The organism is Streptococcus parasanguinis (assembly GCF_001069785.1).
Lineage (GTDB): Bacteria > Bacillota > Bacilli > Lactobacillales > Streptococcaceae > Streptococcus > Streptococcus parasanguinis_T.
Genome location: NZ_JVSR01000102.1, coordinates 1 through 23,527 on the forward strand (window position 1 = coordinate 1; position 23,527 = coordinate 23,527).

General features: G+C 43.0%; 25 protein-coding genes. 2 read left to right on the forward strand and 23 right to left on the reverse strand.

Annotation, left to right across the window (positions count from 1 at the left end):
* Positions 1-90 precede the first annotated feature (90 nt).
* From ADG03_RS09400 to ADG03_RS09460, 13 genes are all read right to left on the reverse strand, one after another.
* Positions 91-723: a YpmS family protein gene (locus ADG03_RS09400; protein ID WP_049473041.1), complete on the reverse strand. Its 633-nt coding sequence runs from the start codon at positions 721-723 to the stop codon at positions 91-93.
* On the reverse strand, positions 692-1,534 hold the full coding sequence (locus ADG03_RS09405) for an SGNH/GDSL hydrolase family protein (RefSeq protein WP_049473042.1): 843 nt from the start codon (positions 1,532-1,534) through the stop codon (positions 692-694). Before ADG03_RS09405 ends, ADG03_RS09400 begins: the two co-directional genes overlap by 32 nt.
* Positions 1,535-1,548: 14 nt before the next feature.
* Positions 1,549-2,817 carry a dihydroorotase gene (locus ADG03_RS09410; protein WP_049473043.1) on the reverse strand — a complete coding sequence of 423 codons (1,269 nt, stop codon included), beginning with the start codon at positions 2,815-2,817 and terminating at the stop codon, positions 1,549-1,551.
* Positions 2,818-2,828: 11 nt separating this feature from the next.
* Positions 2,829-3,293 (reverse strand): NUDIX hydrolase, encoded by a 465-nt coding sequence (locus tag ADG03_RS11615; RefSeq protein ID WP_003003493.1) that lies wholly within the window; start codon positions 3,291-3,293, stop codon positions 2,829-2,831.
* 9 nt (positions 3,294-3,302) lie between these two features.
* Positions 3,303-3,956, reverse strand: a complete 654-nt coding sequence (locus tag ADG03_RS11620; RefSeq protein ID WP_003003387.1) for a uracil-DNA glycosylase — start codon at positions 3,954-3,956, stop codon at positions 3,303-3,305.
* 130 nt (positions 3,957-4,086) lie between these two features.
* A complete protein-coding gene (locus ADG03_RS09425; RefSeq protein WP_049473044.1) occupies positions 4,087-5,592 on the reverse strand; it encodes a glycosyltransferase family 39 protein in 1,506 nt (501 codons plus the stop codon).
* A 148-nt stretch (positions 5,593-5,740) separates the two neighbouring features.
* On the reverse strand, positions 5,741-6,232 hold the full coding sequence (locus ADG03_RS09430; RefSeq protein ID WP_049473046.1) for a DUF3592 domain-containing protein: 492 nt from the start codon (positions 6,230-6,232) through the stop codon (positions 5,741-5,743).
* A 56-nt stretch (positions 6,233-6,288) separates the two neighbouring features.
* A complete protein-coding gene (locus tag ADG03_RS09435) occupies positions 6,289-6,888 on the reverse strand; it encodes a hypothetical protein (protein ID WP_049473047.1) in 600 nt (199 codons plus the stop codon).
* Positions 6,889-7,030: 142 nt separating this feature from the next.
* Positions 7,031-7,663, reverse strand: coding sequence for an orotate phosphoribosyltransferase (gene pyrE / locus ADG03_RS09440; protein ID WP_003003338.1), 633 nt, complete (start codon positions 7,661-7,663; stop codon positions 7,031-7,033).
* A 402-nt stretch (positions 7,664-8,065) separates the two neighbouring features.
* Complete coding sequence (gene pyrF, locus ADG03_RS09445) at positions 8,066-8,758, reverse strand: orotidine-5'-phosphate decarboxylase (protein ID WP_013903499.1); 693 nt, start codon at positions 8,756-8,758, stop codon at positions 8,066-8,068.
* Between the two features lie 179 nt (positions 8,759-8,937).
* Complete coding sequence (locus ADG03_RS09450) at positions 8,938-9,876, reverse strand: dihydroorotate dehydrogenase (RefSeq protein ID WP_049473048.1); 939 nt, start codon at positions 9,874-9,876, stop codon at positions 8,938-8,940.
* Positions 9,877-9,885: 9 nt separating this feature from the next.
* Positions 9,886-10,692, reverse strand: a complete 807-nt coding sequence (locus ADG03_RS09455; RefSeq protein ID WP_049473050.1) for a dihydroorotate dehydrogenase electron transfer subunit — start codon at positions 10,690-10,692, stop codon at positions 9,886-9,888.
* Between the two features lie 185 nt (positions 10,693-10,877).
* Positions 10,878-12,314: a DUF6688 domain-containing protein gene (locus ADG03_RS09460; RefSeq protein ID WP_049473051.1), complete on the reverse strand. Its 1,437-nt coding sequence runs from the start codon at positions 12,312-12,314 to the stop codon at positions 10,878-10,880.
* Between the two features lie 243 nt (positions 12,315-12,557).
* Here ADG03_RS09460 and ADG03_RS09465 point away from each other — a divergent pair, with 243 nt between their 5' ends.
* Both ADG03_RS09465 and ADG03_RS09470 read left to right on the forward strand, forming a co-directional pair.
* Positions 12,558-13,466: a LysR family transcriptional regulator gene (locus tag ADG03_RS09465; protein WP_049473053.1), complete on the forward strand. Its 909-nt coding sequence runs from the start codon at positions 12,558-12,560 to the stop codon at positions 13,464-13,466.
* Between the two features lie 9 nt (positions 13,467-13,475).
* Positions 13,476-14,435, forward strand: coding sequence for a hypothetical protein (locus ADG03_RS09470; protein WP_049473054.1), 960 nt, complete (start codon positions 13,476-13,478; stop codon positions 14,433-14,435).
* Positions 14,436-14,459: 24 nt separating this feature from the next.
* Here ADG03_RS09470 and ADG03_RS09475 read toward each other — a convergent pair whose 3' ends face one another.
* The 10 genes from ADG03_RS09475 to ADG03_RS09520 form a co-directional block, all read right to left on the reverse strand.
* Positions 14,460-15,446 (reverse strand): hypothetical protein, encoded by a 987-nt coding sequence (locus tag ADG03_RS09475; protein ID WP_049473055.1) that lies wholly within the window; start codon positions 15,444-15,446, stop codon positions 14,460-14,462.
* A 51-nt stretch (positions 15,447-15,497) separates the two neighbouring features.
* Positions 15,498-16,511 (reverse strand): hypothetical protein, encoded by a 1,014-nt coding sequence (locus tag ADG03_RS09480; protein WP_049473056.1) that lies wholly within the window; start codon positions 16,509-16,511, stop codon positions 15,498-15,500.
* 124 nt (positions 16,512-16,635) lie between these two features.
* Positions 16,636-17,367 (reverse strand): NAD-dependent protein deacylase, encoded by a 732-nt coding sequence (locus ADG03_RS09485; RefSeq protein WP_049473057.1) that lies wholly within the window; start codon positions 17,365-17,367, stop codon positions 16,636-16,638.
* Positions 17,368-18,135: a hypothetical protein gene (locus tag ADG03_RS09490; RefSeq protein ID WP_053090708.1), complete on the reverse strand. Its 768-nt coding sequence runs from the start codon at positions 18,133-18,135 to the stop codon at positions 17,368-17,370.
* Entirely contained in the window at positions 18,135-18,845 is a 711-nt protein-coding gene (gene deoD, locus ADG03_RS09495; RefSeq protein WP_003007097.1) for a purine-nucleoside phosphorylase, read from the reverse strand. Before deoD ends, ADG03_RS09490 begins: the two co-directional genes overlap by 1 nt.
* A 143-nt stretch (positions 18,846-18,988) precedes the next feature.
* On the reverse strand, positions 18,989-19,699 hold the full coding sequence (locus ADG03_RS09500) for a type 1 glutamine amidotransferase (protein ID WP_049473059.1): 711 nt from the start codon (positions 19,697-19,699) through the stop codon (positions 18,989-18,991).
* Entirely contained in the window at positions 19,696-20,931 is a 1,236-nt protein-coding gene (locus ADG03_RS09505; protein ID WP_239667196.1) for a chloride channel protein, read from the reverse strand. Before ADG03_RS09505 ends, ADG03_RS09500 begins: the two co-directional genes overlap by 4 nt.
* Before the next feature lie 4 nt (positions 20,932-20,935).
* A complete protein-coding gene (locus ADG03_RS09510) occupies positions 20,936-21,745 on the reverse strand; it encodes a purine-nucleoside phosphorylase (RefSeq protein WP_003003514.1) in 810 nt (269 codons plus the stop codon).
* Between the two features lie 12 nt (positions 21,746-21,757).
* Complete coding sequence (locus ADG03_RS09515; RefSeq protein WP_049473062.1) at positions 21,758-22,303, reverse strand: DUF1697 domain-containing protein; 546 nt, start codon at positions 22,301-22,303, stop codon at positions 21,758-21,760.
* A gap of 1 nt (position 22,304) precedes the next feature.
* Positions 22,305-23,516, reverse strand: a complete 1,212-nt coding sequence (locus ADG03_RS09520; protein WP_003003757.1) for a phosphopentomutase — start codon at positions 23,514-23,516, stop codon at positions 22,305-22,307.
* Between the last annotated feature and the right edge of the window lie 11 nt (positions 23,517-23,527).

Consider the following 23,527-nt stretch of genomic DNA (forward strand, 5'->3'; position numbering starts at 1 on the left):
GGAACTTCGTAGAAGTTCGCTGACGTCCGTACTCACCTAAGGAAAGTTTTTAAGATGACTTTGACTTCAATCTGAATAGCCTCTTTCGCCCTACTTCTTCTGATACAAATCAAAAACGATCTTGTCATTATAGAGGTCAATGGTATTGGCCTTAACATAGATTCCAAAGTCATTGTCAATTTCTGGCAATACAATGGTGATGGTAGACTGCTTGGGTGAGATCTGAACAAATTTTGGGATATTTTTATTTTTACTCAAGAGCTGCAAGACCATCCTTTGTGGAATTTGAAAGGTTCCAACTGAAAAATCCTTCACCGTCAAGAGAATATTCCCGTTTTCCAACTTGGATGGTTGAAAGTAAATATATAAGGGATAGTCCTTTCCTAAGAGACTCAAGTGTCCTTCTAAGAGGATTTGCTGATTATCCGCATAGACCTTGTAGTCGGACAGCTTATATTTTTTCAGAAGCGATTTGATGGTATCATTGAGTTGATCTCGAGTCGTTGTCATGGTTCCAACTTTGACATCTTTGGTGCCAACTGCTTGATGAAGCTGGCTAACATCTTCTCTTGGCGTCGCTAAGCGTCCTTGCACAACTAAAGCGAAGGCTAAGAGAAGGCTGACCAAACCTAAAAATAACCATTTCCAAATATTGATTTTTTGAAGGAAGGGGACCTTCTCTTTGATGGGATTATTTTTGACTCCAAGTTTTCTTCGTGGCATTGATTTTCTCCAATATTGCTTGTTTCATCTTTTCATAGCCCGTATTGTTGGGGTGGAAACTATCCTCTTCATACAGGGCATCATTGATAACGGTTGTCTTCCCATCACTGATTTCTGATACGCCCATTTTCCCATCAATTCCTTTATAAAGCAGATCATTGATAGGGACGAAATAGACCTGATCAAATTGCGCGATGGTTTCTTCCGTCGTCTCATTCCAACGATCTACAGCCGTCTGGATACTAGTTAATTCAGGAAAATTCAGGTAAAGAGGATTGTAGATCCCCACTACATAAATGGGAAGATGGGGATTGTCCTTTCTGGCCTTAGTGATAATTTCTTTGAGGTTCGCTGTATAACTCTTGAGCGGCTTTTGGATATCTGATAGAGAAAAATCACTCAGATGATCGACAACGACTTTGCGCAAATCATTTCCCCCAACCGTTAAGGTCATGACACGCGCCTTTTTGAGATCCTTCTGAAGGTCTGTTTGCTTCTTGAGCCGATCTAAGATCTGAGCACTTGTATTCCCAGCTACTCCATAGTTGACAGGCTGATACTGGCCGTCATTTTCATTGGACAGACTTTGGGCAAGGATGGGCACGAAGCCCCCTTGCTTGGTGCTATCCCCTACTCCTTCGGTCAGTGAATCTCCTAGAGCTACATAAGTATAGGTGACTTCTTTCGTAGCCATTTTGGGCTTGGTCATACGAGGAGATGCAATTGGTAGCAAAGCACAAAATAGAAAGACAAAGACAAGAAGGCTGGTTAAAAAGAAAACCAAGCCTTGCATCATTTTTTTAAGATTCATATGAATACGATCACTTATCCTTGAAAAATCACTTGTCCATCACAGATCGTATAAGCAACTTTTCCTTTTAATGTTTCACCTACAAATGGTGAATTGCCTGCTTTTGAAGCGAAATGATCCGATACCAGACGATCTGCTTCTGGATCAAAGATGGTTAAATCTGCCGGTCCATCCACTGCGATATAGCCAGCATCAAAATCATAGAGACGTGCTGGATTATAGGACATCTTTTCAAGCAATTGCATCAAGCTTAAATGGCCAGCATGCACCAAGTAGGTCAAACCAAGAGAAAGCGAAGTTTCAAGCCCAGTCATGCCAGATGGTGCTTTGGTAATATCAGGGACATTCTTCTCATCCGCATGGTGAGGCGCGTGGTCCGTCGCAATCACAGAGATGACGCCTGACTTCAATCCTTCAATCACTGCTAGACGGTCTGATTCCAAGCGAAGAGGTGGATTCATCTTAGCATTGCTTCCCTTAGTCAAGAGCAGACTTTCTGTTTTCGAAAAGTGTTGAGGTGCCACTTCTGCCGTCACATGAGCTCCTAACCCTTGGGCAAATTCCACCACCTTGACACTTTCTTCCTTGGAAAGGTGTTGGATATGAAGGTGGGCACCTGTCGCATGGGCAATCATGGCATCACGCGCAGCCATTGAATATTCGGCTACACCCGTCGCCCCACAGACATGGAAGTGTTCCTTAGCAATGTTCTCATTCAAACCAAGAATGCCATTCAACTCAGGGTCTTCTTCATGCAGACTAATAAAGGTCCCTAGACGCTTAGCTTCTTCCAAGGCTTGGCGGACAACCTTAGTGCTTTGAAGGGGAATCCCATCATCTGAAAATCCCACTGCACCAGCCTTAAGCAGGCCTTCAAAATCTGTCAGGTGTTGACCGTCAAAGTTCTTAGTCACCGTCGCAACCGTATGAATGTGAAGATTTTCCTTGGCTGCAGAAGCTAAGACTTCCTCTAAGGTCGCAATATCTGAAATGGTCGGATTGGTATTGGCCATCATGACCACTCGAGTAAAACCACCAGCAGCTGCGGCTAAGGCACCCGTATGGATGTCTTCTTTATGGGTTTGACCGGGCTCACGGAAATGCACGTGTACATCGATCAAACCAGGAGCTACAACCAGACCAGTAGCATCAAGGACTTCTTGTCCATCCGTTGGGAGGTTTTCAGCGATCTCTACAATTTTCTTTCCTTCGATACGAAGGTCACAGACTTGATCCAAGCCGGTCTTGGGATCCATTACGCGGCCATTTTTAATGACAACCATTGCATTCTCCTTTATTCATAAAAATCAACATGCGACTCTAACAAGCGGTCGCCGTCATAGCGAAACATTGCTGAAAAGAAGGGTTTATCCTCCAACAACCACTCGACAAAGGTGTGGTCCCCTTCCCAGGTTGGTTTTGAGAGGACTTGATCATAAGGTACCCACTCCAAGGTCCCTTCGTTACACTCGATCAGTTCTCCCTCAAAATCTGTTACCTTGAAGACATAGGTATACCAGTCCAAATCTGGAGTAAACTCCGGAAAGGTAATGATCCCTTTCAAAACTGGCTTGGCTCTAAGGCCCGTCTCCTCAAAAATCTCACGCGCAGCACACTCCTGTGGAGTTTCCCCGCGTTCTAATTTTCCTCCAACTCCGATCCATTTACCTTCATGGACATCATTGGGCTTTTTATTGCGATGTAACATGAGAAATTCTTTCCCATTGTCAATGTAACAAATCGTTGCTAATTGTGGCATTTCTTTCTCCTATCTTAACCAATCAATCGGCTCGCGCCCCGCCTCTTTCAAAAATTGATTGGTTTTTGAAAAGGGTTGGGAACCAAAGAATCCTCGGTAGGCCGATAAAGGACTTGGGTGAGCTGATTCAAGAACCAAATGTCGATCGTTGGTAATCAACGGCTTTTTCTTACGGGCATAAGATCCCCAGAGGATAAAGACAACAGGCTCCTCCAACTCATTGACCACCTTGATCACAGCATCTGTGAAAGGCTCCCAAATTTGACCAGCATGGCCATTAGCCTGACCAGCTGGCACCGTCAAGCAGGCATTGAGTAAGAGCACTCCTTGCTCTGCCCAAGAAGTCAGATCATGGGAGCGCTTCTCTCCAATATCTGAGCGCAATTCTTTGAGAATATTTTGCAAAGAAGGCGGCGCTGGTACATGATCCGGAACAGAAAAACTTAAGCCCTGCGCTTGATCCGGTCCATGGTAGGGATCTTGGCCTAAGATCAAGACCTTGACCTGATCCATCTCTGTCGTCTGCAAGGCCTTAAAGACCTTGTCACGCGGTGGATAAACCACTCCTTTGCTATAGACTTCATTCATAAAGTCATTGATCTGGTGAAAATACCCTTCTGGAAGATGGGATTTGATGGCTTCATGCCAGGGTGAATGCTGCATGGAAACTCTCCGCTATCCAATAAATTCTTACCTTCCATTATACCACATTTGGCGCAGATCCACTGGATAAAAAAGAGGCTGGACATTTTTGTCCAACCTCAATTTCTGCCTGTCAAACAAGCCAGAGCTTTTAGGTATTTTCTTTCTTGGTAAATCCTGCTAGACCGATCGAAGCGACTAGTAAAATTTGCGGTAAGAATTGGATGAGGTAGCGGGTCTTCCCTCCTTCAAAGATGGTTAAGAAGAGCAAGCCACCAAAAACCGCTAAGGAAAGGAAGTTAAAGTCATCTGTATCTCGACGTTTGAGATAAGCTCCAACCAAACCAGCTGATAGGACGATCCAGATCAGCTGCTTGACAAATTCATAATACCTGTACTGCGGGCGATCAATGCTGAGAAAATAGGTCCGCACCCATTTTGCCAGACCATTATTTTTAGTCAGGGGTGCATAGAGAGGATTGATAAAAGGCGTCTTCTCATACTCTACATCGCGGTAAAGCCAACCTAGGGTCCCTTCTGCTACCGTCAAGGATTGCTTGTAGTAGATATGCCCCAACAAGCCCCAAGGACCGTACTCCTTGAGACGGCGCTTGATTTCTTTGATCACATTTTCTTTTTTAAAGAGGCCATTGTTGTAATCAGAGCGCTTATCCTCATCAATATAGGCCAACAAGCCTTCTTTCATATCTTCTTGGTTGTGGCCCATATCCGTCAAGCCCAGATTGATAAACAAGAGAGGTCCTTTAGCCAGCCCTTCTTGTTTCAAGATCGGTACAACTCTTTGATGATTGACCGCTGTATTCAATCCTGCAAAGACAAAGCCCGTCATCATCACGGTCACCGTAGCAATCTTTCCAAAGGCCTTCCAATTTCCTCTGAAGAAGAGCACAGCCCAAAAGGCAATCATGACAATAATTGTCGTTGGACGGATCAACATGGTCACGCCAGATAAGATCCCCAAACCAACTATCTTCTTCCAAGAGATGCTTGCTTGGTTTTCCTTTAGGAGATCCAAGGCCCACCATAACTGAAGAGCGATCAAAGGAAGAGGCGGAATGTCCGTATACATGGAATAGAAATACGGCGAGTAACAGATCAAGCTCACATAGAAGAGATAGACTAGATCAGCCGTTTTTTGATTGAAATGCTTCTGGGACAGCTTATATAAGAGAACTGCACCCAGATTGACATAAAGGATATTGAGAGCCTGCATGACCCACAGACCGCTAGAGCCAAATAAGACATAGAAAAACTTCTCGTAAAGAAAGAGCGGAATGTTATTGGGATTGCGACTGAGGTAGTTGGTGATAGAGGATTGCTTAAGAAGATCAAAAGCCCCTTTGAAAACAACCGCAGCATCCCGACGGATAAAGAGTTCCGCACAAACCATAACAATCAACTGAAAGACAACCGCTCCAAGCAAGAAGCCTTTTTTATGCCGAGTCAACCAAGCAAAGGCACTCTTTAGCCCATCGCGTTTCAGCCAGGCTAGCAGAAATAGCAATCCAGCACCTAAAATGGCTAGCCATGAAATTTCTCTCAGATAGGTCACACTGATCAAGAACCAGTGGACCATCACCAGCAACATGACAACATGAAGCATCCCAAATAGAATACGTTTACTTTTCGATAACATAGGTCCATTATATCAAAAAAACAGCATTTCTGCTGTTTTGGACTGACTATCAACTGTAAAGTGCAAAGAAAAGTTGTTCTAAAATGTAATTTATAAACATACTCATTTTATCGAAGCAATTTTTAACTCTTAACCTTAACTAACAGACCTAAAATACTAGAATTAAAATACATAATAATACAAGATAAATTCCAACCGTTAGAATCATTCCGATTTTATAGAAACCGACTAAGCCAGCATATCGTTCGACAAAACCGATCTGTGGGTCGACTGGATTATAAAAGACTGTCATAGGAGACCCGATTGGGAATATCATCCGCAAATCCAGATTTTTGCCGGCTCCAAGAACATAGGTTCTATCGAAAACATTGGTTTGTCTTGACTTAGAAGAAGTCTCTCTGAAATAAGCGTAGGTAAAGGTCTTTTGGTATCTTTCGCCCCCGACTTGATACTCCACCACAGGCAGTGAAATAAGCAGTTGATTTTTGGAATCAAAATCAACTACTTCTCCCATAACTCTTGCGGTTGATTCTGTTTTCACTTTTATTTCACGACGATACAAGGTGTAAAAGATAAGCAGCATGATCAAGAAAACAAGGGTCAGAATGCCCAAACTAAGCCAGAATATTGTTACTGTCATTGATTTTTTACCCTTTCACATAAACTAGTTGGTTTCAAATCCCTTAAAAAGTCATCTTATTCTCCCCTTTTCAACCAATTCTGTTGCTGCGCTTTTTCTGCAAGATCTTTTGCTTTGTTTATATCTAGTGAGTTTGAATCTGATGGGGCATTGGATTCGATTTCTTCTTTCAATTCTTGTAAGGTTTGAACATCTTTCGGAGTCAAATTGGAGACCGTGCTAGATCCTTTTTCTGTCGAATTTTCTGGCACAGACTGGATCTCGCGATAGGTCTTAATCACTTCAGTTCCCGCGTCAGTTGTCGGAAGAGGACGATAGAACATGAAGAAACCAATAATGACAATCAGAAGAGCCGTAGCTGATACCAAAACCCCTTTCTGCAGATTCTCCACAGGAAGTTTAGTATCTTTAGTAGACAAGCTCTTCCATTCTGGATGTTCTTCCTCAGCTTCTTTTTTGGCGTTGAAAGCAGGGGTAACCAAGAATTGGTTCATCAAGGTCAGTGCCCCCAAGGCCATTAATAGAAATGGGATATGACGTGATTTACTAATGACCACTAAAATTCCTCCCGCAATAGCCATCAAACTGATGACGATATTAACGGTAAACCAGACCCGAGCCTGTTTCTTCATTTGCAAATAATCTTCTTTTGACATCTTATTCTCCCTTAAAAATAGTTTTTCTTTCATCCATAAGAACAATTACTACTATCATACCGGATTTTACTTTGAGATTCAAGTTAACCACCAACTAGTGAAAAGAGTATAAAAAAGAAGCGTTAGAAACGCTTCAGTTATATTATTTATTTTGCCAAGTTTCTTGGTTTTCCTTGAAACGGTGTAACAACTCTAAACCTTCAGAAGTGATGTAACCTTGTTCTTCTGCCAAATGAATCAATTCTGTATAGTTAGACAAGGTTTCAAGTTGAACGCCAGCCTCCGCAAATTTCTTATCGGCTTTCTCCAATTGGTAGGTGAAGATGGCTACCACACCAAGAACGTCAGCTCCTTCACGCTTGGCAGCTGCGACAGCATCCAAGACAGACCCACCAGTAGAAATCAAATCTTCCACTACGACCATCTTTTGACCTTGTGGTACACGGCCTTCAATTTGATTACCAGCACCGTGGTCTTTTGGTTTGCTACGGATGTAGGCAAATGGCAAATTCATCTTGTCCGCAATAATAGCTCCGTGAGGAATCCCAGCAGTTGCTGTCCCTGCAATCACTTCTACTTCAGGGAAAGCTTCCTTAATTTTATCTACAAATCCATTTTCGATCAAGGTACGAGTTTCAGGATAAGCGAGGGTTACACGGTTATCGGTATAAATAGGGGACTTGATCCCAGATGCCCAAGTAAAAGGTTCTTCAGGTTTCAAATAAACGGCTTCGATTTTTAAAAGATGGCTAGCAATATCTTTAGCTAATGACATGACGACTCCTTTTTACGATTTTAATCATATACGAATTAAATCATTTTTTGATTTAAACAACAACATTACAGGTTAGTGAATGCATCAGGGAAGGTCCCATAGACTTTTTAAGTTCCGACACTTAGTTGAACGAAACGATATTTTCCTTTCAACTAAGTTAGTGAATAGTTTAGGGAAGGCCCTATCGGGCTCCGATTATTCCGACGATCACAGAAGAGAAACGATCATTTTCTCTTCTGTAATCTAGTGAATGCGTTAGGGAAGGTCCCATAGGACTTTTTAAATTCCGACACTTAGTTGAAAGAAACGATCATTTTTTTTCAACTAAGTTAGTGAATGGTTTAGGAAAGATCCCATCGGACTTTCCGTAGAACGTCTTGAAGCATAGCTTCTTAGACGTTCTTAACTATTCCACTGTCTCTTAATTTCATGGTAAGCGTCCCATGGGTTTTCTGCTTGGATGATTGGGCGTCCAACGACAATATAGTCAGATCCAATTTTATGAGCTTCTTGTGGGGTCATGACCCGTTTTTGGTCACCGATTTCAGCTCCTGCTGGTCGAATCCCTGGTGTGACACAGACAAAGTCTGATGAAGTGGCATCTTTGATCAAGGCTACTTCATGGGCTGAGCAGACAACGCCATCCAAGCCTGCTTCTTGGGCCTTGCGAGCATAATTGACTACTGATTCTTGGACTGTTGTTTGGATGTTTTGGCAATCACGCATGTCTTCTTCACTGGTAGAAGTCAACTGGGTCACGGCTACCAACTTAGCCCCTTCACCAAGAGCTGCCTTGGCTTCGCGCATCATCTCTACACCACCGGCTGCGTGAACTGTCACCATATCTACTCCGAAAGTCCCCAGTACGGACATGGCTGATTTGACTGTATTTGGGATATCATGCAATTTTAAATCAAGGAAAATACTGTGTCCAAGCCCTTTGAGGTAATGTACAATTTCAGGACCAACTGCATAGAAAAATTCCATTCCGATTTTTACAAATAATTTTTCGTCTTCTGGAAAATGCTCTAAAAAGTTTTTGACATCCTCGAAAGCTGGGAAGTCAAGGGCGATAATAGGACGTTCTTCACGCATGGATTACTCCTTTTTTGATTGATCATTTTATCTACAAAAAAACCTTGCCCGAGGCAAGGTTACACGAAAATTAGGTAGGAACAACTACCATGATTCACCGTCTAGACCTTAGGAGCCTCTCTGGACTACTTTAAAGGTTTTTATTTATTGTAGTACGATATTTGGGAAAAGTCAAGGATTTACAGTAGATTTTCCCGTACATGTTTTCGGAAGTTCTCAAGGGTGTCAATACCATAGCGATCCATGACCTGTGGCAGATCTTCGATGATGGTTGGACAAGCATAAGGATCGGTGAAATTAGCGGTTCCAACTCCAATCGCAGAGGCCCCTGCAATCATCATTTCAATGGCTGCTTCTGCTGAATCCACACCTCCCATTCCGATAATCGGAAGTTTAGTGGATTGGGCAACCTGGCGGATGAGTTTCAAAGCAACTGGGAAAACAGCTGGACCCGACATGCCTCCGGTTCCATTAGCAATGATAGGCTTACCAGTCTTGAGGTCAAAGCGCATCCCAACCAAGGTATTGATCATGGTCAAGCCAGTCGCCCCTGCATCCTCTGCTGCTTTTGCGACCTGCGTAATGTCTGCCACACTAGGCGTTAACTTGACATAGACAGGGACTGAGGACGCTTCTACCGCTGATTTCACAGCCGCATAGGCCAACTCAGGAACCTGCCCGATTAAGAGACCATTGTTCCCATGGTCTACGTTTGGACAAGAGATATTGAGCTCAATGGCCTTGACATTTGGCGCTTGCGAGATCTTGCTAGATACCGTCGCATACTCTTCATTGGAGAAGCCGGCTACGTTGGCAATAATCGGTAGGTCTGGATAATGTTGAGCCAACCAAGGGAGTTTCTCTGCTAGAACCACGTCTACCCCTGGATTTTGGAGACCAATGGCATTGAGCATGCCTGCAGGCGTCTCAGCAACACGTGGTGTCGGATTTCCGAAGCGAGCCTCAGCAGTTGTCGCCTTGATCATGATGGATCCAAGCAGGTCTAAGTCATAGTATTTGGCATATTCCTGACCGAAACCAAAACAGCCAGATGCCGGAATAATCGGGTTTTTCAAGTCTAAACCGGGTAAGGATACGGCTAGTCGATTTGCTGTCATAAGGTCCTCCTACATCACAATCGTACCGGTTTCAAAGACCGGTCCGTCTTCACACACGCGCTTGTTGGCTGCTTGGCTCTCATTTTCCAGATGCACCACACAGGCATAGCAGGCACCCATCCCACAGGCCATACGCGATTCCATAGAAATATAGGCGCGAGGATGGTCATGGAATTTGGTATTGACATATTTGAGCATACCAGGTGCCCCACAAGAATAGATAGCATCAAACTCCTGGTCCATCTGATCAACGATTGTTGACACATAACCCTTGGTACCATAAGAACCATCGTCTGTTGTAATGGTGACTTGGCCGTACTGCTTCAATTCTTCTTCCAGGATCACAGCTTCTTTATTTGCAAATCCAAGGACAGAATGGACTGCTACTCCCTGCTCATGTAGCTGTTTAGCCACTTGGACCAAAGGAGGCACTCCGATCCCTCCGCCGATAATTAAAGCACGCGCCCCTTGACCAAGACCTTTTAGGTCAAAGCCATTTCCCTGAGGCCCCATGACACTAAGTTTGCTACCGATTGGCAATTGGGAAAAGATAGCTGTCCCCCCACCTTCGATGCGGTAGATCAAGCGACACGTCTGTGTCTCAGGATCAATCTCAGAAATTGAAATCGGACGGCGAAGGAGCTTGGACCCATCAGGGACGCGGATATGAAGGAATTGACCTGGCAGCATCTGCGCCACCATTTCCCCCTTTAAGATCATAGAATAAATACGGGGAGCGATCTCTTCTTGAGCGACCAGCTCCATCTCCTCCATCATGATTTTGCCAAAGCGTTTTTTACAACTGTCACTGACCATTGGTTTCCTCTTCTTTCTTCCAGCAAAAAAGACCTCGCAAAAGCAAGGTCCCACAAATGATCAGCTAGACTCCGTCCGCTGATCTTTTTTTCTGTCTTTCCTTGCAGGCCTCTCTGGACCTCTTAAAGGTTAAATTTGTCTCATTATATCGCGCTCCTTCTCGCTTGTCAAGTAAAATCAGTAACTTAGGAAACTTTACGGGGATCAAAATCTTCTGGGATCGGTTTGATGTATTGCATGGCGATTCGGTTTTCAGGCTTGCGATCGACTAGATAGAGAACCAGTAAAAAGAGCCATTCCAAGGGTTTCATCAGGTAATAGATCAGGTCCATAGCCCATTTCTTCTTGATGTGTTTAGCAAAGGGATAGCCATAGCGGTCGTAATTGCGACGCAAGAAGCGATGGAATCGCGGCGTCTTTTCTTCTAGCACCTGTTCAAAGGCATTGGCAATACAAAGCTGGCGATTGACAACGACTGGATGACCGTGGCGGATGCCCATCCGCTGGGGCTTGACAACTTTTTCATGCCCACCAGCCGCAACCGTACAGAGATAGTGCTCATCAATGATAAGATTCTGAGGAGGGATCTTCTGTGAGAAGGCCCAGTCAGCTGTATTGGTCCAGGCCTTGATCATGGAATCCGGCTGCTGCCCAAAGAGCATGAGAACGAGGACAACAAGAGCAAGGGTTGGAAGAGCGACAAGGACCGCTAGCCAAGGCCAGTTACGCGACCGATTTAAGAGCTGATGGAGCCATTGAAGTAGACGATTCTCATAGCTTATCTCTGTTCGATCTTCCTGCCACTCCTTAATGCGAACCCATAAGAGATGGATGGAATAGATCAGTAAGAAAAAGGTGTGAAAACTTGCTACCTGCAGTTGATTATCAAAAACTAAGAGGAGAACCACTCCTCCTAGAATGCCACTAATACAGAAGACATTTGCTAACGGCGAAAGTGAATTCGCATCCCGGTAGGAATAGATAATCAAGGCTAGTAAAGTAAGAGCTGCCAGTGTAAAGAAGGTCGGATAGGCGCCAGACCAGATCAAGGCATGTTTCTGAGAATTGATCAAGGGCTCATTCCATTCGTAAAAGGTCATCTCCTTGACGATGTAAATGAAAATCGCTTCGAGAAAGCAACCAAAGAGACCAAACCAAAGAACAATGGTAGGCTGTTGCTTTTTCTTTTTGCTAGGCTTAGGACTAGGTGATTCTTGCCTTTCTTTCATAAGGAATGCGTCATCTTCTCTTGTTCCTTCTCCTTCCTTTGGCCCTCCATCTTCAAACAAAACCGGATCTTTAAGGGATTCTTCCTCAGCTTCTTTGTACTGGAGGCTAGACCAGCGACCGATCCCATAGATAATGACAAAAATATTGGGAACAAAAAGGGCTAAGGTCACACCATAAGGCAAAACCTCCATCGTAAAGGACACTATAGCAAGAAAACTAAATTGAATGAATGGATCCTTTATTGCATATATCGACTCACTAACAACAAAATAAATGTAAAAGGCTAATAGAATCAGTGCATTGGTCACAAAATTGATCTGCAACAGACCGGCTGTGAAATGGGTTTCCAATTCCTTATCCTTTTTCTTATACCAGGAAACTAGTTTTTTCATAAAATCTCCTCAATCAATTTTTTACCATTCTATCAATCGGATCTCCATTTCAGCAAGGCAAAACTGTATTTTTCCATCAAAATCAGTCCCCAGATGGAGATTTTGTTGCCAATTTTCTATTTTTTAAATATTTGATTCAACCTACTTCCTATTACCTACTTCAGCCTGTCTTATTCTCTGATACAGTCCTTGAAAGACCACATTTTACGGGAAAAACGCGCATTTTTATGTTAAAATAAAAGCATGAGAATACAACAATTACAATACATTATCAAAATCGTCGAAACCGGCTCTATGAATGAAGCCGCAAAACAACTCTTCATCACGCAACCTAGCCTTTCCAATGCCGTCAAGGACTTGGAAAATGAGATGGGGATTGAAATCTTTATCCGGAATCCTAAAGGGATCACTTTGACCCGCGATGGGATGGAGTTCCTCTCTTATGCCCGCCAGGTGGTGGAGCAGATCGACCTCTTGTCCGAGCGCTATAAAAATCCTGTGGGTTCTCGTGAGCTTTTCAGCGTCTCTTCACAGCACTACGCCTTCGTGGTTGAGGCCTTCGTTTCACTATTGAAGAAAAGCGACATGGAAAAATACGAGCTCTTCCTACGGGAGACGCGGACTTGGGAGATCATCGATGACGTTAAGAATTTCCGAAGCGAAGTTGGCGTACTCTTTTTGAATAGCTACAACCGGGATGTCCTCTCTAAGATGTTGGATGATAATCACCTGATTGCCACCCACCTCTTTACAGCACAGCCTCATATCTTTGTCAGCAAAACCAATCCTCTTGCCAAGAAGGAGATCGTTCACTTGTCTGATCTGGAAGATTTCCCATACCTTAGCTATGACCAAGGAACCCACAACTCCTTCTACTTCTCAGAAGAGATTCTCTCTCAAGAGCATCATAAGAAATCCATCGTCGTCAGTGACCGGGCAACCCTCTTTAATCTCTTGATTGGTCTGGATGGCTACACCATTGCGACCGGGATCCTCAATAGCAATCTCAACGGAAATAACATCGTCTCCATTCCCCTTGATATCGAAGACCCGATTGAGCTGGTCTACATCAAACATGAAAAAACGACCCTCTCAAAAATGGGAGAAAAATTCATCGAGTACTTGCTTGAGGAAGTGAAGTTTGATAAGTAAGGAGGCGATATGAAACCTAAATTCATTCTGTTTTTCGTTGCACTGACATTTATCCTTGGACTTCTAGCTTTAAACGACAAATCGAAACCCGACCCTAAAATTGATGTTATTCCAAGTAACCCTAATATTGCTCTAAATGTAAAATTAAATGGTTATTTTGACTCTGTACATCCAGTAAAAAACTTGGAGGAAGGAGACAATAGGTATTATTTAGAATTTAAAATTATTGGAACTGAAGAAATCTCCAAAAGTTATATCAGTATTTTAGATAACAATAATCATGAACAAGAAATCTTGGACTTTGAAGACCTAGACGATGGCAGTTACACCCTTTGGTTTGCTGGTAGACCGAATACTAAATATAAATTTGTTCACTTAGATATATACTCGAGACCCAAAGAATATACCTATTTTACAACTCCATCTAACAAGACCAACTTAACTAAAATTGAAAAGTCTGCTAAAGAATTTTTTAAACAAAATCTGGAGAAAGAGATTAAAGAAGACTTATTCCAAAATCTTGACACTAATTGGGAAAACATAACTCTTTATTACATTCCAAGTGATAAAGAGAAAAAAGCGATCGTCGACGCATACTGGACTGCCTTTATAAAAGGCTGGTATGATACTTATCAGTTTCAGTTATCCTCAGTAGATGATGATACTTATCATTTTGAGATTCACTATAAGTGGTCTCCTCCAGACATGGATGCACTGAATAAAAAAATTGATGAACGAGAAGGCCAATTAAAAAAGGAATTCAAAAATAACCCTAAGAAAGTTTACCAAACTATTATTTCTGAACTTCCAACAATGATAAAAGAAACACCAAAGTTAAATGAAACAGAGGATAATAAAGCGACTTTCAGTCTTAATCGAGAATATTTTTCTGCAGATGATACCTATTCAGACTTATCTATATCTGATTTATATACCGTTACAAATCCAATAAGGAAAATATATCCATAAAAACCAACACCAGATAGCATAAAGCTATCTGGCGTTGGTTTTTTCCTTATTATTTAGTATTTCAGTCACGTATTGGTCTTTCGTTTCGTTTGTATAAGTTTTTGATCTAGACTGAACTCTGATTCCTTTTTGATCATTTTGCTGATCCATCACATACGTTTCTGTTATCGTCGTTTTAAAATTATTACCTGTCGTACTTAGATGAATTGGTAAATTTTCAAACCGTTCAGAATAAAATAACTGATAGGGGTACCATTCAAGCTTAATATTTAACCTATCATTGAATAGGCTATCTGTACCACCAATTATTCTATCAGAATCTCGTATCCAATAATTTCTTTTGCCATCAGGTTGATAGTCATCAAAAAATTTTTGACGTTCTTCTGCTGAATGTGACTTATCTTGTAAAAAATAGGTCTGTTGAAAAAAATTAAAATCAGGTGCAACGTCATACTCATAATATGTTTGAAGTTTCTGTGTTTTCGGATTTTTTAACTGAAAACTCGTAACTACATATTGATCCCCTGATTTTTGATAGATCGTATCCCCTTGGTAAATCATTAGATAGTTTCTAAACTCACTACCATCTCCTTTTCCAATCTCCGGAAAACGAAGTGATAATTTATTAAACTGTTCATAATTAAAGCTATCCGATTTAAAGAGTGAACCGCTATTATAACGGTCGAATAAGATATCTAATTTTGTCTTATCAGTGAAGGATAAATGTAAAATGGTATAATTCCCATCAGATTTTAAATCCCTTCTTGTAGATTCTATCCATTGCCCCTCAACAGGTTTTGACTCATCAAAATGAACAAACTCAATATTAATATCCTGTATCGTCTTTTTCAGGCCCTTTTTCTGACTAACTTTTAAATTGTAAACCTTATGATAAATATGTTCTGAATCAAACCAATCTGGCTTGATATAATACCGAAGCCCAATGTAGCCAATAAACAAACTTACTAAAGCAAGAAGGATATATTTCTTCTTAATCTTCAACTTCTTCATGCTCACCTCCTAAATATGAACTCTAGTAACAAGATTGAAAGCTCTTGTTTCTTACTTATATTTCTCTTCATCTTTTGCTCGATCATTAATTTCGTGGAACTCCAACAGTTTACCAAGGACTTCTTGTACGTATTCTTCTTTATTTTTCTCTGTATAGGTTTTTGTGGCTGTCCGCACTTTCATCTGATCATTGTGATCAGGCTTTATCAACTGCGTACGAGTGACGGTTGTTTTAAATTCAGAACCTGTGAGATCTATTTTCAGAGGGAGATTCGATAGAGCATCTGAATAGAACCATTTATAATAGTGAAACTGATAGGGGTAGGTGCTAGTCAACTCTTTAGGGAAAGGATCGACTCCTCTATCCCAGTAGCCCTTCCAACTGTTATGGTAATCATCATAAAAAGATTGCATGTCTGCTTGGCTCACATCTTTTTTAGTTTTTAAATACACAGGAGAATCTGTTTTCTCTGGCAAATGCCCATATTCATAATAGGTTTGTAACTTTCCAGTTTTTGGATTCTTTAGATCAAAACGCGTAACAGCTTCCGTTTCAGGAACTTGATAGAGAGTGTCTCCTACATACATCATTCCACTAAAATAAGCAAAGGAAAGATTTCGATTATACTCTGTACTGAATTTCGGGAATCTAGGAAGCATTTTCTCCTCTAATTTATCATTGTATTCCAAATCCCGACTAAATGTTGGACCTAAATGAAATGCCTTTTGTAGCGGGATTCTGATTTTTGAGCCATCTTCTAACAGGGCATGTAAAATGACATCTCCACCGTCATAAGCACCAATATCATTCCGAAGATCTTCCGACCAAGTCAATCCATCAGGAACAGCAGCCCTATCGTCGTATATAAATTCAAGATTAATTTCTTTTACTTTTGCTTTTTTAGGCTCGATCTTCTCTGATTTGTAGTTATATACCTTAATATACTGATCATTCTTATCAAACAAACCAGGATCAACAGATGTTTTCAAATAGTGATAAAGTCCAAAGAAGAATAGTCCTAAAGCTACTAAAACGAGTGGTAATATTCTTTTAAACTTCTTCATACTCGCCTCCTTAAGAAAATCTATTTCATTATATCATAATCAAATACATTCTTATAGCACTAGTCAAAATTGAGACATAAAAACACCTGAAACAAGTGGATTTCCACTTCTCTCAGGTGTTCTTTTATTGTCTTAATTGAGAAAAGATTTGGCCGATTTTTCCTTCGATAACCAGGTCTGCTTGCTTGTCTTGTGGGATACTGGTTTTATTGATGACAACCAGCTTCTTCCCTCGGAAATACTGGATCAAGCTAGCTGCTGGGTAGACCACAAGAGAGGTTCCACCGATAATCAGGAGATCAGCCTCTTGGATGGCTTGGACTGCTTGGCTAAAGACGTCCATATCGAGAGGTTCCTCGTAAAGAGTCACATCAGGCTTAACCACCTTGCCACAGTTCAGGCAATGTGGAACCGGGCCTTCTAAAGCTAGAAAGGCCTCCAAATCATAAAATCGCTGGCAACCCGTACAGTAATTGCGATCAGCACTGCCATGGAGTTTCAAGACCCTTTTTGACCCAGCCATTTCATGGAGACTATCAATATTTTGTGTCACCACTGCCTGGAGCTTACCGGTCTCTTCAAGTCGGGCCAAATACCGATGGGCAGCATTGGGCTTGGCATCCGGGTAGAGCAAGTACTTCTTGTAAAAGTCGAAAAAGTCCTCTGGATAGCGCTCAAACATGGTATGGGAGACCAATTGCTCAGCTGTCAAATGCCGTCCTACCTGAACACTATAGACACCGTCCGAGCTTCGAAAATCTGGAATATTTGACTCCGTAGAAACTCCTGCCCCTCCGAAAAACACGATCCGTTGACTCTGATCAATCATCTCCTGTAGTTGAGCAATCTTATCCATCTACTTCTCCTTTAGTAGCTCTTCCATGACAGCATTGGCCTGATCAAAATAAAAGTTAACTTGATCATAATGAATGCCAGTGTAGCTTGCAAGGTCAATCAAATTCTTCATAAAATCCTGAGAAGAGAAACCCGTCGTCCGATGGAGCTCTTCCTCATCAAAGGGCTTGATCAAATGGGCCAGGGGATTGCGAACTGATTTTTCTAACTCCCGCAATTGTTGGGCCGCAACTTTGACGCTATCTGGCAAATCCAACTGCACAATCAACTCCGTCAAACTGGACGAATTAACCACACTTTCGCTGTGGAATTGCTGCAGGATAGGGTTGTCAGACGCATGCAGGCTCTCAAACTTCCAACGGTCATAACTGGATTCTTTGGAGTTATGAATATAGTTGGTAATATCAGGGATTTTCAACTGAATCAATCGCATAAAGATCCGATAGATGGCTGGGCTAACGGCACGAACAAAGTCAATAATCTGCTCATTTCGCAGCTTCGCTTCAAGATCATAGAGGTAGTTGGCCAACTGCTCATCTTCTGGATCTTCATGCCAAAAAAGCTGAAAACCAGTTGCCTCTAGCAACTCGGTTCTCAACTTTTGATTCATGACGGGTTGGATATTAAGCTCTCGACGCTCCGCCATTAACTGCAGTAAACTTACCAACAAATCCGGTACTTCTTCCTGCTGTTTGATAGAGCGCAGAGCCCGGCTGTAGTGATAATTTTGGAGATCGTAGAGCCATTCATCATGAAGGAATTTTGCCATTAGTCTGCAATCAAGGTCTCAAGACCGACTTTCATCATATCTGTGAAAGTATTTTGACGTTCTTCAGCGGTTGTATCCTCATCTGGATTAACCAAACTGTCTGAAATCGTCATGATAGCAAGGGCATCAACATGGTGTTGAGCAGCAAGATAGTAAAGAGCCGCTGCTTCCATTTCCACAGCTTTGACGCCCCATTTACCAAGCTCGATATTCTTTTCACCATAGTTTGAATAGAAGACATCTGATGACAAGACATTGCCGACGTGAGTCGTCATACCAAGGTCCTTGGCAATGTGGTAAGCCTTGTCTAAAAGATCAAAGCTAGCAATTTGAGGGAAATCGTATTGAGGCCAGTCGTTGCGGATGATGTTTGAGTTGGTTGCAGCTGCTTGTGCCAAGACCAATTCACGAACATGCACATCCTCGTTCAAAGAACCAGCTGTTCCCACACGGATCAATTTCTTCACACCGTAGTCTACGATCAACTCACGCGCATAAATAGAGATCGATGGCATCCCCATTCCAGTACCCATGACAGATACACGGTGACCCTTGTAAGTACCCGTGTAACCAAACATGTTACGGACTTCATTGAAGCAAACAGCGTCTTCAAGGAAGTTCTCAGCAATAAATTTCGCACGAAGAGGATCCCCAGGAAGAAGAATTTTATCAGCAATTTCACCCTGCTTAGCAGCAATATGGATAGACATAGTTTATGATACAAAGAGCGACCAGAAAGCGACTGAAAATTAGGAATCTGACGAGAAATCCTGATTTCTCAGTCAGATTATCTATTTTCCGAGCTTTCCGCTCGTGTTCAAATCTGAACACATGCTCTACCTTTCTTTTTTATTTAATTTGTTAATGAATCCAAAAACGCATAGAGTTTGGCATTCATTTCTCGATAATCGTAAGCACGAATGGCTTCAGGTTGTTGAACAAAGGTTAATTTTTGACTTTGTTTTTCTATAACATCTTCCCCGTCTGCAGCAATCAAGAGATTGACTGCTTCTGGATCAAATTCCAAGTGAGCTTGGAAGGCATAATGTTTCGGACTAAAGCGAATAATCTGACGCGGACACCCTTTACTAGTCGCAAGAACAACAGCATCTTCTGTCAATCCTGGCATATCACCATGCCAGTGACCAGTTTCAAGAGTTTTTCCAAACTCACCGACATGTGGATCTGTGAGTCCTTCAGGCGTCAAGGTCACAGGATAAACACCAATCTCGCGCTCAGGGCTGTGTTCATACTCTGCGCCATAAGCAACAGACAGGAGCTGGGCACCAAGACAGACCCCAACAATATAACGATCTGCCTTCATGGCCTTTTGAATCAACTCGATCTCTGCCTGAGGATCGTAGTATGGAAAAGCTTCCCGATCTTCATCTGGCGATTGAGGACCTCCCATCACAATTAAGAAGTCAATCTCATCCACTGTCTCTGGTAAAGCTTCATTCTCATAGACTTTGGTCGTGGTCACTTGATGACCACGCTCCTGCGCCCATTTTAGATAAGCGCCCGGTACTTCAAAGGTTTCATGTAGTACAAAATGTACCTTCATCGTTTCTTCTCCCATCTCTTTCGAATCACATAAGACAGTCCAGCCGCAAGTACAAGCGGAATTGTTAAACTCCAAGCCTGGCCTGTAAATCCAAGGCTCAGGGCAATGGCTGTCAGAGGAGCTTCTAAGGTCGTCCCTAAAAAGACGGTCGCTCCTAGTAACATCCCTATAGCAGGATCCAGATGAATCCCAAGAACTGTCAAAAGTAAGGTCACTAGATAGCCAGATCCAATCCCAAGGGCAAATGATGGTGTCAAGGTTCCCCCATAGGCACCATTGCGCAAGAGGAGGTAAACCAGAAGCCCCTTCACTGCAAGGGTCAGTGGAAGATAAGGAATCGACTGGCTAGACAAGAGGGCTTGTGCTAGTACCTGGCCATTTCCCATAAAGATAGGGAAAAAGGCTACTAGGCTCCCCAGCACTAGAAAGGCTAGAGGAAGAGCCCAAAGAATCATCCCATCCTTCCGCCGTTTGTGACTAGCCCGCTTGGCGAGGAAAGCAAAGACCAGAGCCAAGGGAGTGACTAAGAAAGCAATCACAATAGCCTGTAAGAAGCTGCTAGCCGACCATGAGACTGCGGACAGGTGATAAACGGCCTCCTGACCAACGATGGGCTGAGCGACCCAGGTGGCCAGATAAGTACTGGTCGAAACCAGTAGAAGGTTCTGCCAACTGTAGGCGAGTCCTAAGGTCTCAAAGACGAACAAGCTACTGGCAAAGGGGACCTGATAAACCGCAGCCAAACCAGCTCCAGAACCACAGGCAATCAAGACTTTTCGCTCTTTAAGAGCTAGTGAGAACCCCTTCGCCAAGTGACCAGCTAGAAGAGCCCCGACCTCACGTGGGGCTCCTTCTTTTCCGACCGATGCACCTGCTCCGACAATTGCCACCTGCATCCCTGAATGAAGGAGGTGGGCTAAGGGCGCTGGTTCCCTGTCTCCAGCTAAGTCAATTTGCTGACGAATAGACAGGATCTGATAACGCCTTTGCAGGACATACCAGAAGCCAGCTGCCAAGCACCCAGTCACACACAAAACCAGAAATCTACGGAGACCTCCAACTTCTTGAAATTGCTGGAGCAAATCCGAACTAGCTTGGCCAAAGGCCAGCTCTTGCACCCCTTCTAGTAGATAATGACAGGCAATTCCGACCAGACCCGTCCCAATCCCTAATGATAAGGTGGCTAGAAGTAACCTCAGTCCATAGGGCAGACTTTGGAGTCGTACTTTCATTGGATTAGAGTTCAGCAAGAATCGCTTTCAGCAATCCTTTGAAGTCGCCTTTGACGCGCTCTGTCACTTCTACTACTTCTTCGTGGTTGAGCTCTTCTTGGAAACCAGCCGCAAAGTTGGTAATACATGAAATACCAAGAACCTTCAAGCCAGAGTGTGCTGCAACGATGACTTCAGGAACAGTTGACATTCCGACAGCATCTGCGCCAAGTGTCTTATACGCACGGATTTCAGCTGGAGTTTCGTAGGTAGGACCAGTCACACCGATATAAACCCCATCATCTAACTTGATACCCAATTTGTCAGCCACTTTATGAGCTGTCTCACGGTATTCAGGTGTGTAAGCTTTTGACATATCAGGGAAACGTGGACCAAAGTCATCCAAGTTTTCACCGATCAATGGGTTTTGACCAGTCATATTGATGTGGTCTGTGATGGCCATCAAAGTACCAGGACCAAAGCCGATACCACCGGCTGCGTTGGTAACAAGAACCCCTTCACAGCCCAAAACTTTCATGACACGAACTGGGAAAGTCACCACTTCTAGTGGGTTTCCTTCGTAGAAGTGGAAACGTCCTTGAAGGGCCAAAACCTTGCGTCCAGCAAGCTCACCGTAGACCAATTTACCCGCATGGCCGACAACCGTTGAACGACCCCAGTTTGGAATTTCAGAGTAGTCTACTACGACTGGATTTTCGATTTCTTCAGCCAGTTCTCCAAGACCTGATCCAAGGATCAAGCCAAACTCAGGTGCTTCCATTCCTTTGCCTTTCAAAAAAGCAGCTGTTTCATTGATTTTTGCTAATAATGTCATTGCATATCTCCTTTATGATTTCCTTAAAAATTGGCCAATTTTGTCAAATGTATTGGCATTGCGAATGGTCAACAAACGGTAATCCGGCATCTTGAGGACTTGTCTGTGGTAAGCGGTCTTTGTATAGGTCTCTTCTGAGTATTTGCCCCAGTAGATCCCAAGGCTTCCACGATGGATGATTTCATCACCGAGCGAAAAAGAGGAGACCAGCTCCCAAACAGCATCCTGATCGAGGCCTTCTGTGTAAAAGAGAACATCCTTGCGGGCCAGATCCTCCTGCCACCAGGCTGGTAGAGCAGCGAGATCTTGCGCATAGTCCTCAGCTGAAAAGAGAGAAAAAGACTGGATAAAGGGATAGTGATCACAAAAGAAATGTCCCAGCAAATCTACCAATTCTTCTTTAGAAGCAGCAGATTCAAAGAAGATATTGCCACTATTGATGTAGGTCTCTACCTCATCCAGCCCGATCGTTTGAAGCTCCTCTCGAAGCTCTGCCATCACGACCTTATTCTTCCCGCCAACATTGATCCCTCTTACGAGGAGAGCGAAGCGTGCCATCTTAGTTTAGTTTGTCTAAGAAGCTTTCACCGATCATGGCTTTTTCAACACCAAAGTTCTCAGCAATTGTCGCAGAGATATCAGAGAAATGTCCGACTGGAATCACACCATTGCCCTTGAAGGATGGGCTATAAGCCAAGAATGGGATGTATTCACGTGTATGGTCAGTACCAGCATAGGTTGGGTCATTTCCGTGGTCTGCAGTGATCATCAAGAGGTCATCTTCACGCATAGCTGCAATGATTTCTGGCAAGCGTTCGTCAAATTCATGCAAGCAATCGCGGTAGCCGTGAGCATTGCGACGATGACCATAAAGAGCATCAAAGTCTACCAAGTTGGTAAATGAGAAGCCTTCTTGGAACTCAGGAAGCCCCATCGTCTTAATCAAGGTATCCATACCGTGGCTATTTGATTTGTTGTGGCCCATATCGTGGTTGATACCAGCTCCGTTGAAGATATCATTGATCTTACCAACTGCATAGGTATCGATCCCAGCTTCGTTCAACTTGTCCAAAACAGTTGGCGCAAATGGAGAAACAGCTAAGTCACGACGGTTGGCTGTCCGTGTGAAGTTACCTGGTTCCCCAACATAAGGGCGGGCAATGATACGTCCTAGAAGAGCTGGACGTTCCAAAGTGATGGAACGAGCGTATTCACAGATACGGTAGAGTTCATCCAAAGGAATGATGTCTTCGTGAGCTGCGATTTGAAGCACAGGGTCTGCTGACGTATAAATGATCAACTCACCAGTTTCCATTTGACGTGGTCCAAAGTCATCGATAACCGCTGTACCAGAATAAGGTTTGTTGGCTTCACGGATGACCTTACGTCCTGAGAATTCTTCAATTTTAGTCAAAATTTCTTCAGGGAAACCATTCCAGAAAGTATCAAACGGTTCTGTAATGTTGAGCCCCATGATTTCCCAGTGACCAGTCATGGTGTCTTTCCCAAGAGAGACTTCTTGCAATTTTGTCGCATAACCAGTTGGGTTGCTTTCAGCTGGCACCGTCTTCAATGGTACTTCACGAGGAATATTTCCAAGACCGATTTTCGCCATGTTTGGTACATTCAAACCGACGGTTTTAGAGATGTGGCCCAATGTATCAGATGCGCCATCTGGAACTCCTGCATTGACAAAGTTATTGGCATCTGGTGCAGCACCGATCCCAACTGAATCCAGCACAACTAAGTGCATGCGTTTAAATTTTGACATATACTGCCTCT

Coding starts and splice junctions, on each gene's coding strand:
- ADG03_RS09505 (WP_239667196.1), bottom strand. CDS start 20,931: ATGAAAGTACGACTCCAAAGTCTGCCCTATGGACTGAGGTTACTTCTA.
- ADG03_RS09465 (WP_049473053.1), top strand. CDS start 12,558: ATGAGAATACAACAATTACAATACATTATCAAAATCGTCGAAACCGGC.
- ADG03_RS09515 (WP_049473062.1), bottom strand. CDS start 22,303: ATGGCACGCTTCGCTCTCCTCGTAAGAGGGATCAATGTTGGCGGGAAG.
- ADG03_RS11615 (WP_003003493.1), bottom strand. CDS start 3,293: ATGCCACAATTAGCAACGATTTGTTACATTGACAATGGGAAAGAATTT.
- ADG03_RS09510 (WP_003003514.1), bottom strand. CDS start 21,745: ATGACATTATTAGCAAAAATCAATGAAACAGCTGCTTTTTTGAAAGGC.
- ADG03_RS09425 (WP_049473044.1), bottom strand. CDS start 5,592: ATGTTATCGAAAAGTAAACGTATTCTATTTGGGATGCTTCATGTTGTC.
- ADG03_RS09405 (WP_049473042.1), bottom strand. CDS start 1,534: ATGAATCTTAAAAAAATGATGCAAGGCTTGGTTTTCTTTTTAACCAGC.
- ADG03_RS09470 (WP_049473054.1), top strand. CDS start 13,476: ATGAAACCTAAATTCATTCTGTTTTTCGTTGCACTGACATTTATCCTT.
- deoD (WP_003007097.1), bottom strand. CDS start 18,845: ATGTCTATCCATATTGCTGCTAAGCAGGGTGAAATTGCTGATAAAATT.
- ADG03_RS09400 (WP_049473041.1), bottom strand. CDS start 723: ATGCCACGAAGAAAACTTGGAGTCAAAAATAATCCCATCAAAGAGAAG.
- ADG03_RS09480 (WP_049473056.1), bottom strand. CDS start 16,511: ATGAAGAAGTTTAAAAGAATATTACCACTCGTTTTAGTAGCTTTAGGA.
- ADG03_RS11620 (WP_003003387.1), bottom strand. CDS start 3,956: ATGCAGCATTCACCCTGGCATGAAGCCATCAAATCCCATCTTCCAGAA.
- ADG03_RS09500 (WP_049473059.1), bottom strand. CDS start 19,699: ATGAAGGTACATTTTGTACTACATGAAACCTTTGAAGTACCGGGCGCT.
- ADG03_RS09450 (WP_049473048.1), bottom strand. CDS start 9,876: ATGACAGCAAATCGACTAGCCGTATCCTTACCCGGTTTAGACTTGAAA.
- ADG03_RS09490 (WP_053090708.1), bottom strand. CDS start 18,135: ATGGCAAAATTCCTTCATGATGAATGGCTCTACGATCTCCAAAATTAT.
- pyrE (WP_003003338.1), bottom strand. CDS start 7,663: ATGTCATTAGCTAAAGATATTGCTAGCCATCTTTTAAAAATCGAAGCC.
- ADG03_RS09485 (WP_049473057.1), bottom strand. CDS start 17,367: ATGGATAAGATTGCTCAACTACAGGAGATGATTGATCAGAGTCAACGG.
- ADG03_RS09475 (WP_049473055.1), bottom strand. CDS start 15,446: ATGAAGAAGTTGAAGATTAAGAAGAAATATATCCTTCTTGCTTTAGTA.
- ADG03_RS09410 (WP_049473043.1), bottom strand. CDS start 2,817: ATGGTTGTCATTAAAAATGGCCGCGTAATGGATCCCAAGACCGGCTTG.
- ADG03_RS09455 (WP_049473050.1), bottom strand. CDS start 10,692: ATGGTCAGTGACAGTTGTAAAAAACGCTTTGGCAAAATCATGATGGAG.
- ADG03_RS09460 (WP_049473051.1), bottom strand. CDS start 12,314: ATGAAAAAACTAGTTTCCTGGTATAAGAAAAAGGATAAGGAATTGGAA.
- ADG03_RS09520 (WP_003003757.1), bottom strand. CDS start 23,516: ATGTCAAAATTTAAACGCATGCACTTAGTTGTGCTGGATTCAGTTGGG.
- pyrF (WP_013903499.1), bottom strand. CDS start 8,758: ATGCGTGAAGAACGTCCTATTATCGCCCTTGACTTCCCAGCTTTCGAG.
- ADG03_RS09435 (WP_049473047.1), bottom strand. CDS start 6,888: ATGTCAAAAGAAGATTATTTGCAAATGAAGAAACAGGCTCGGGTCTGG.
- ADG03_RS09430 (WP_049473046.1), bottom strand. CDS start 6,232: ATGACAGTAACAATATTCTGGCTTAGTTTGGGCATTCTGACCCTTGTT.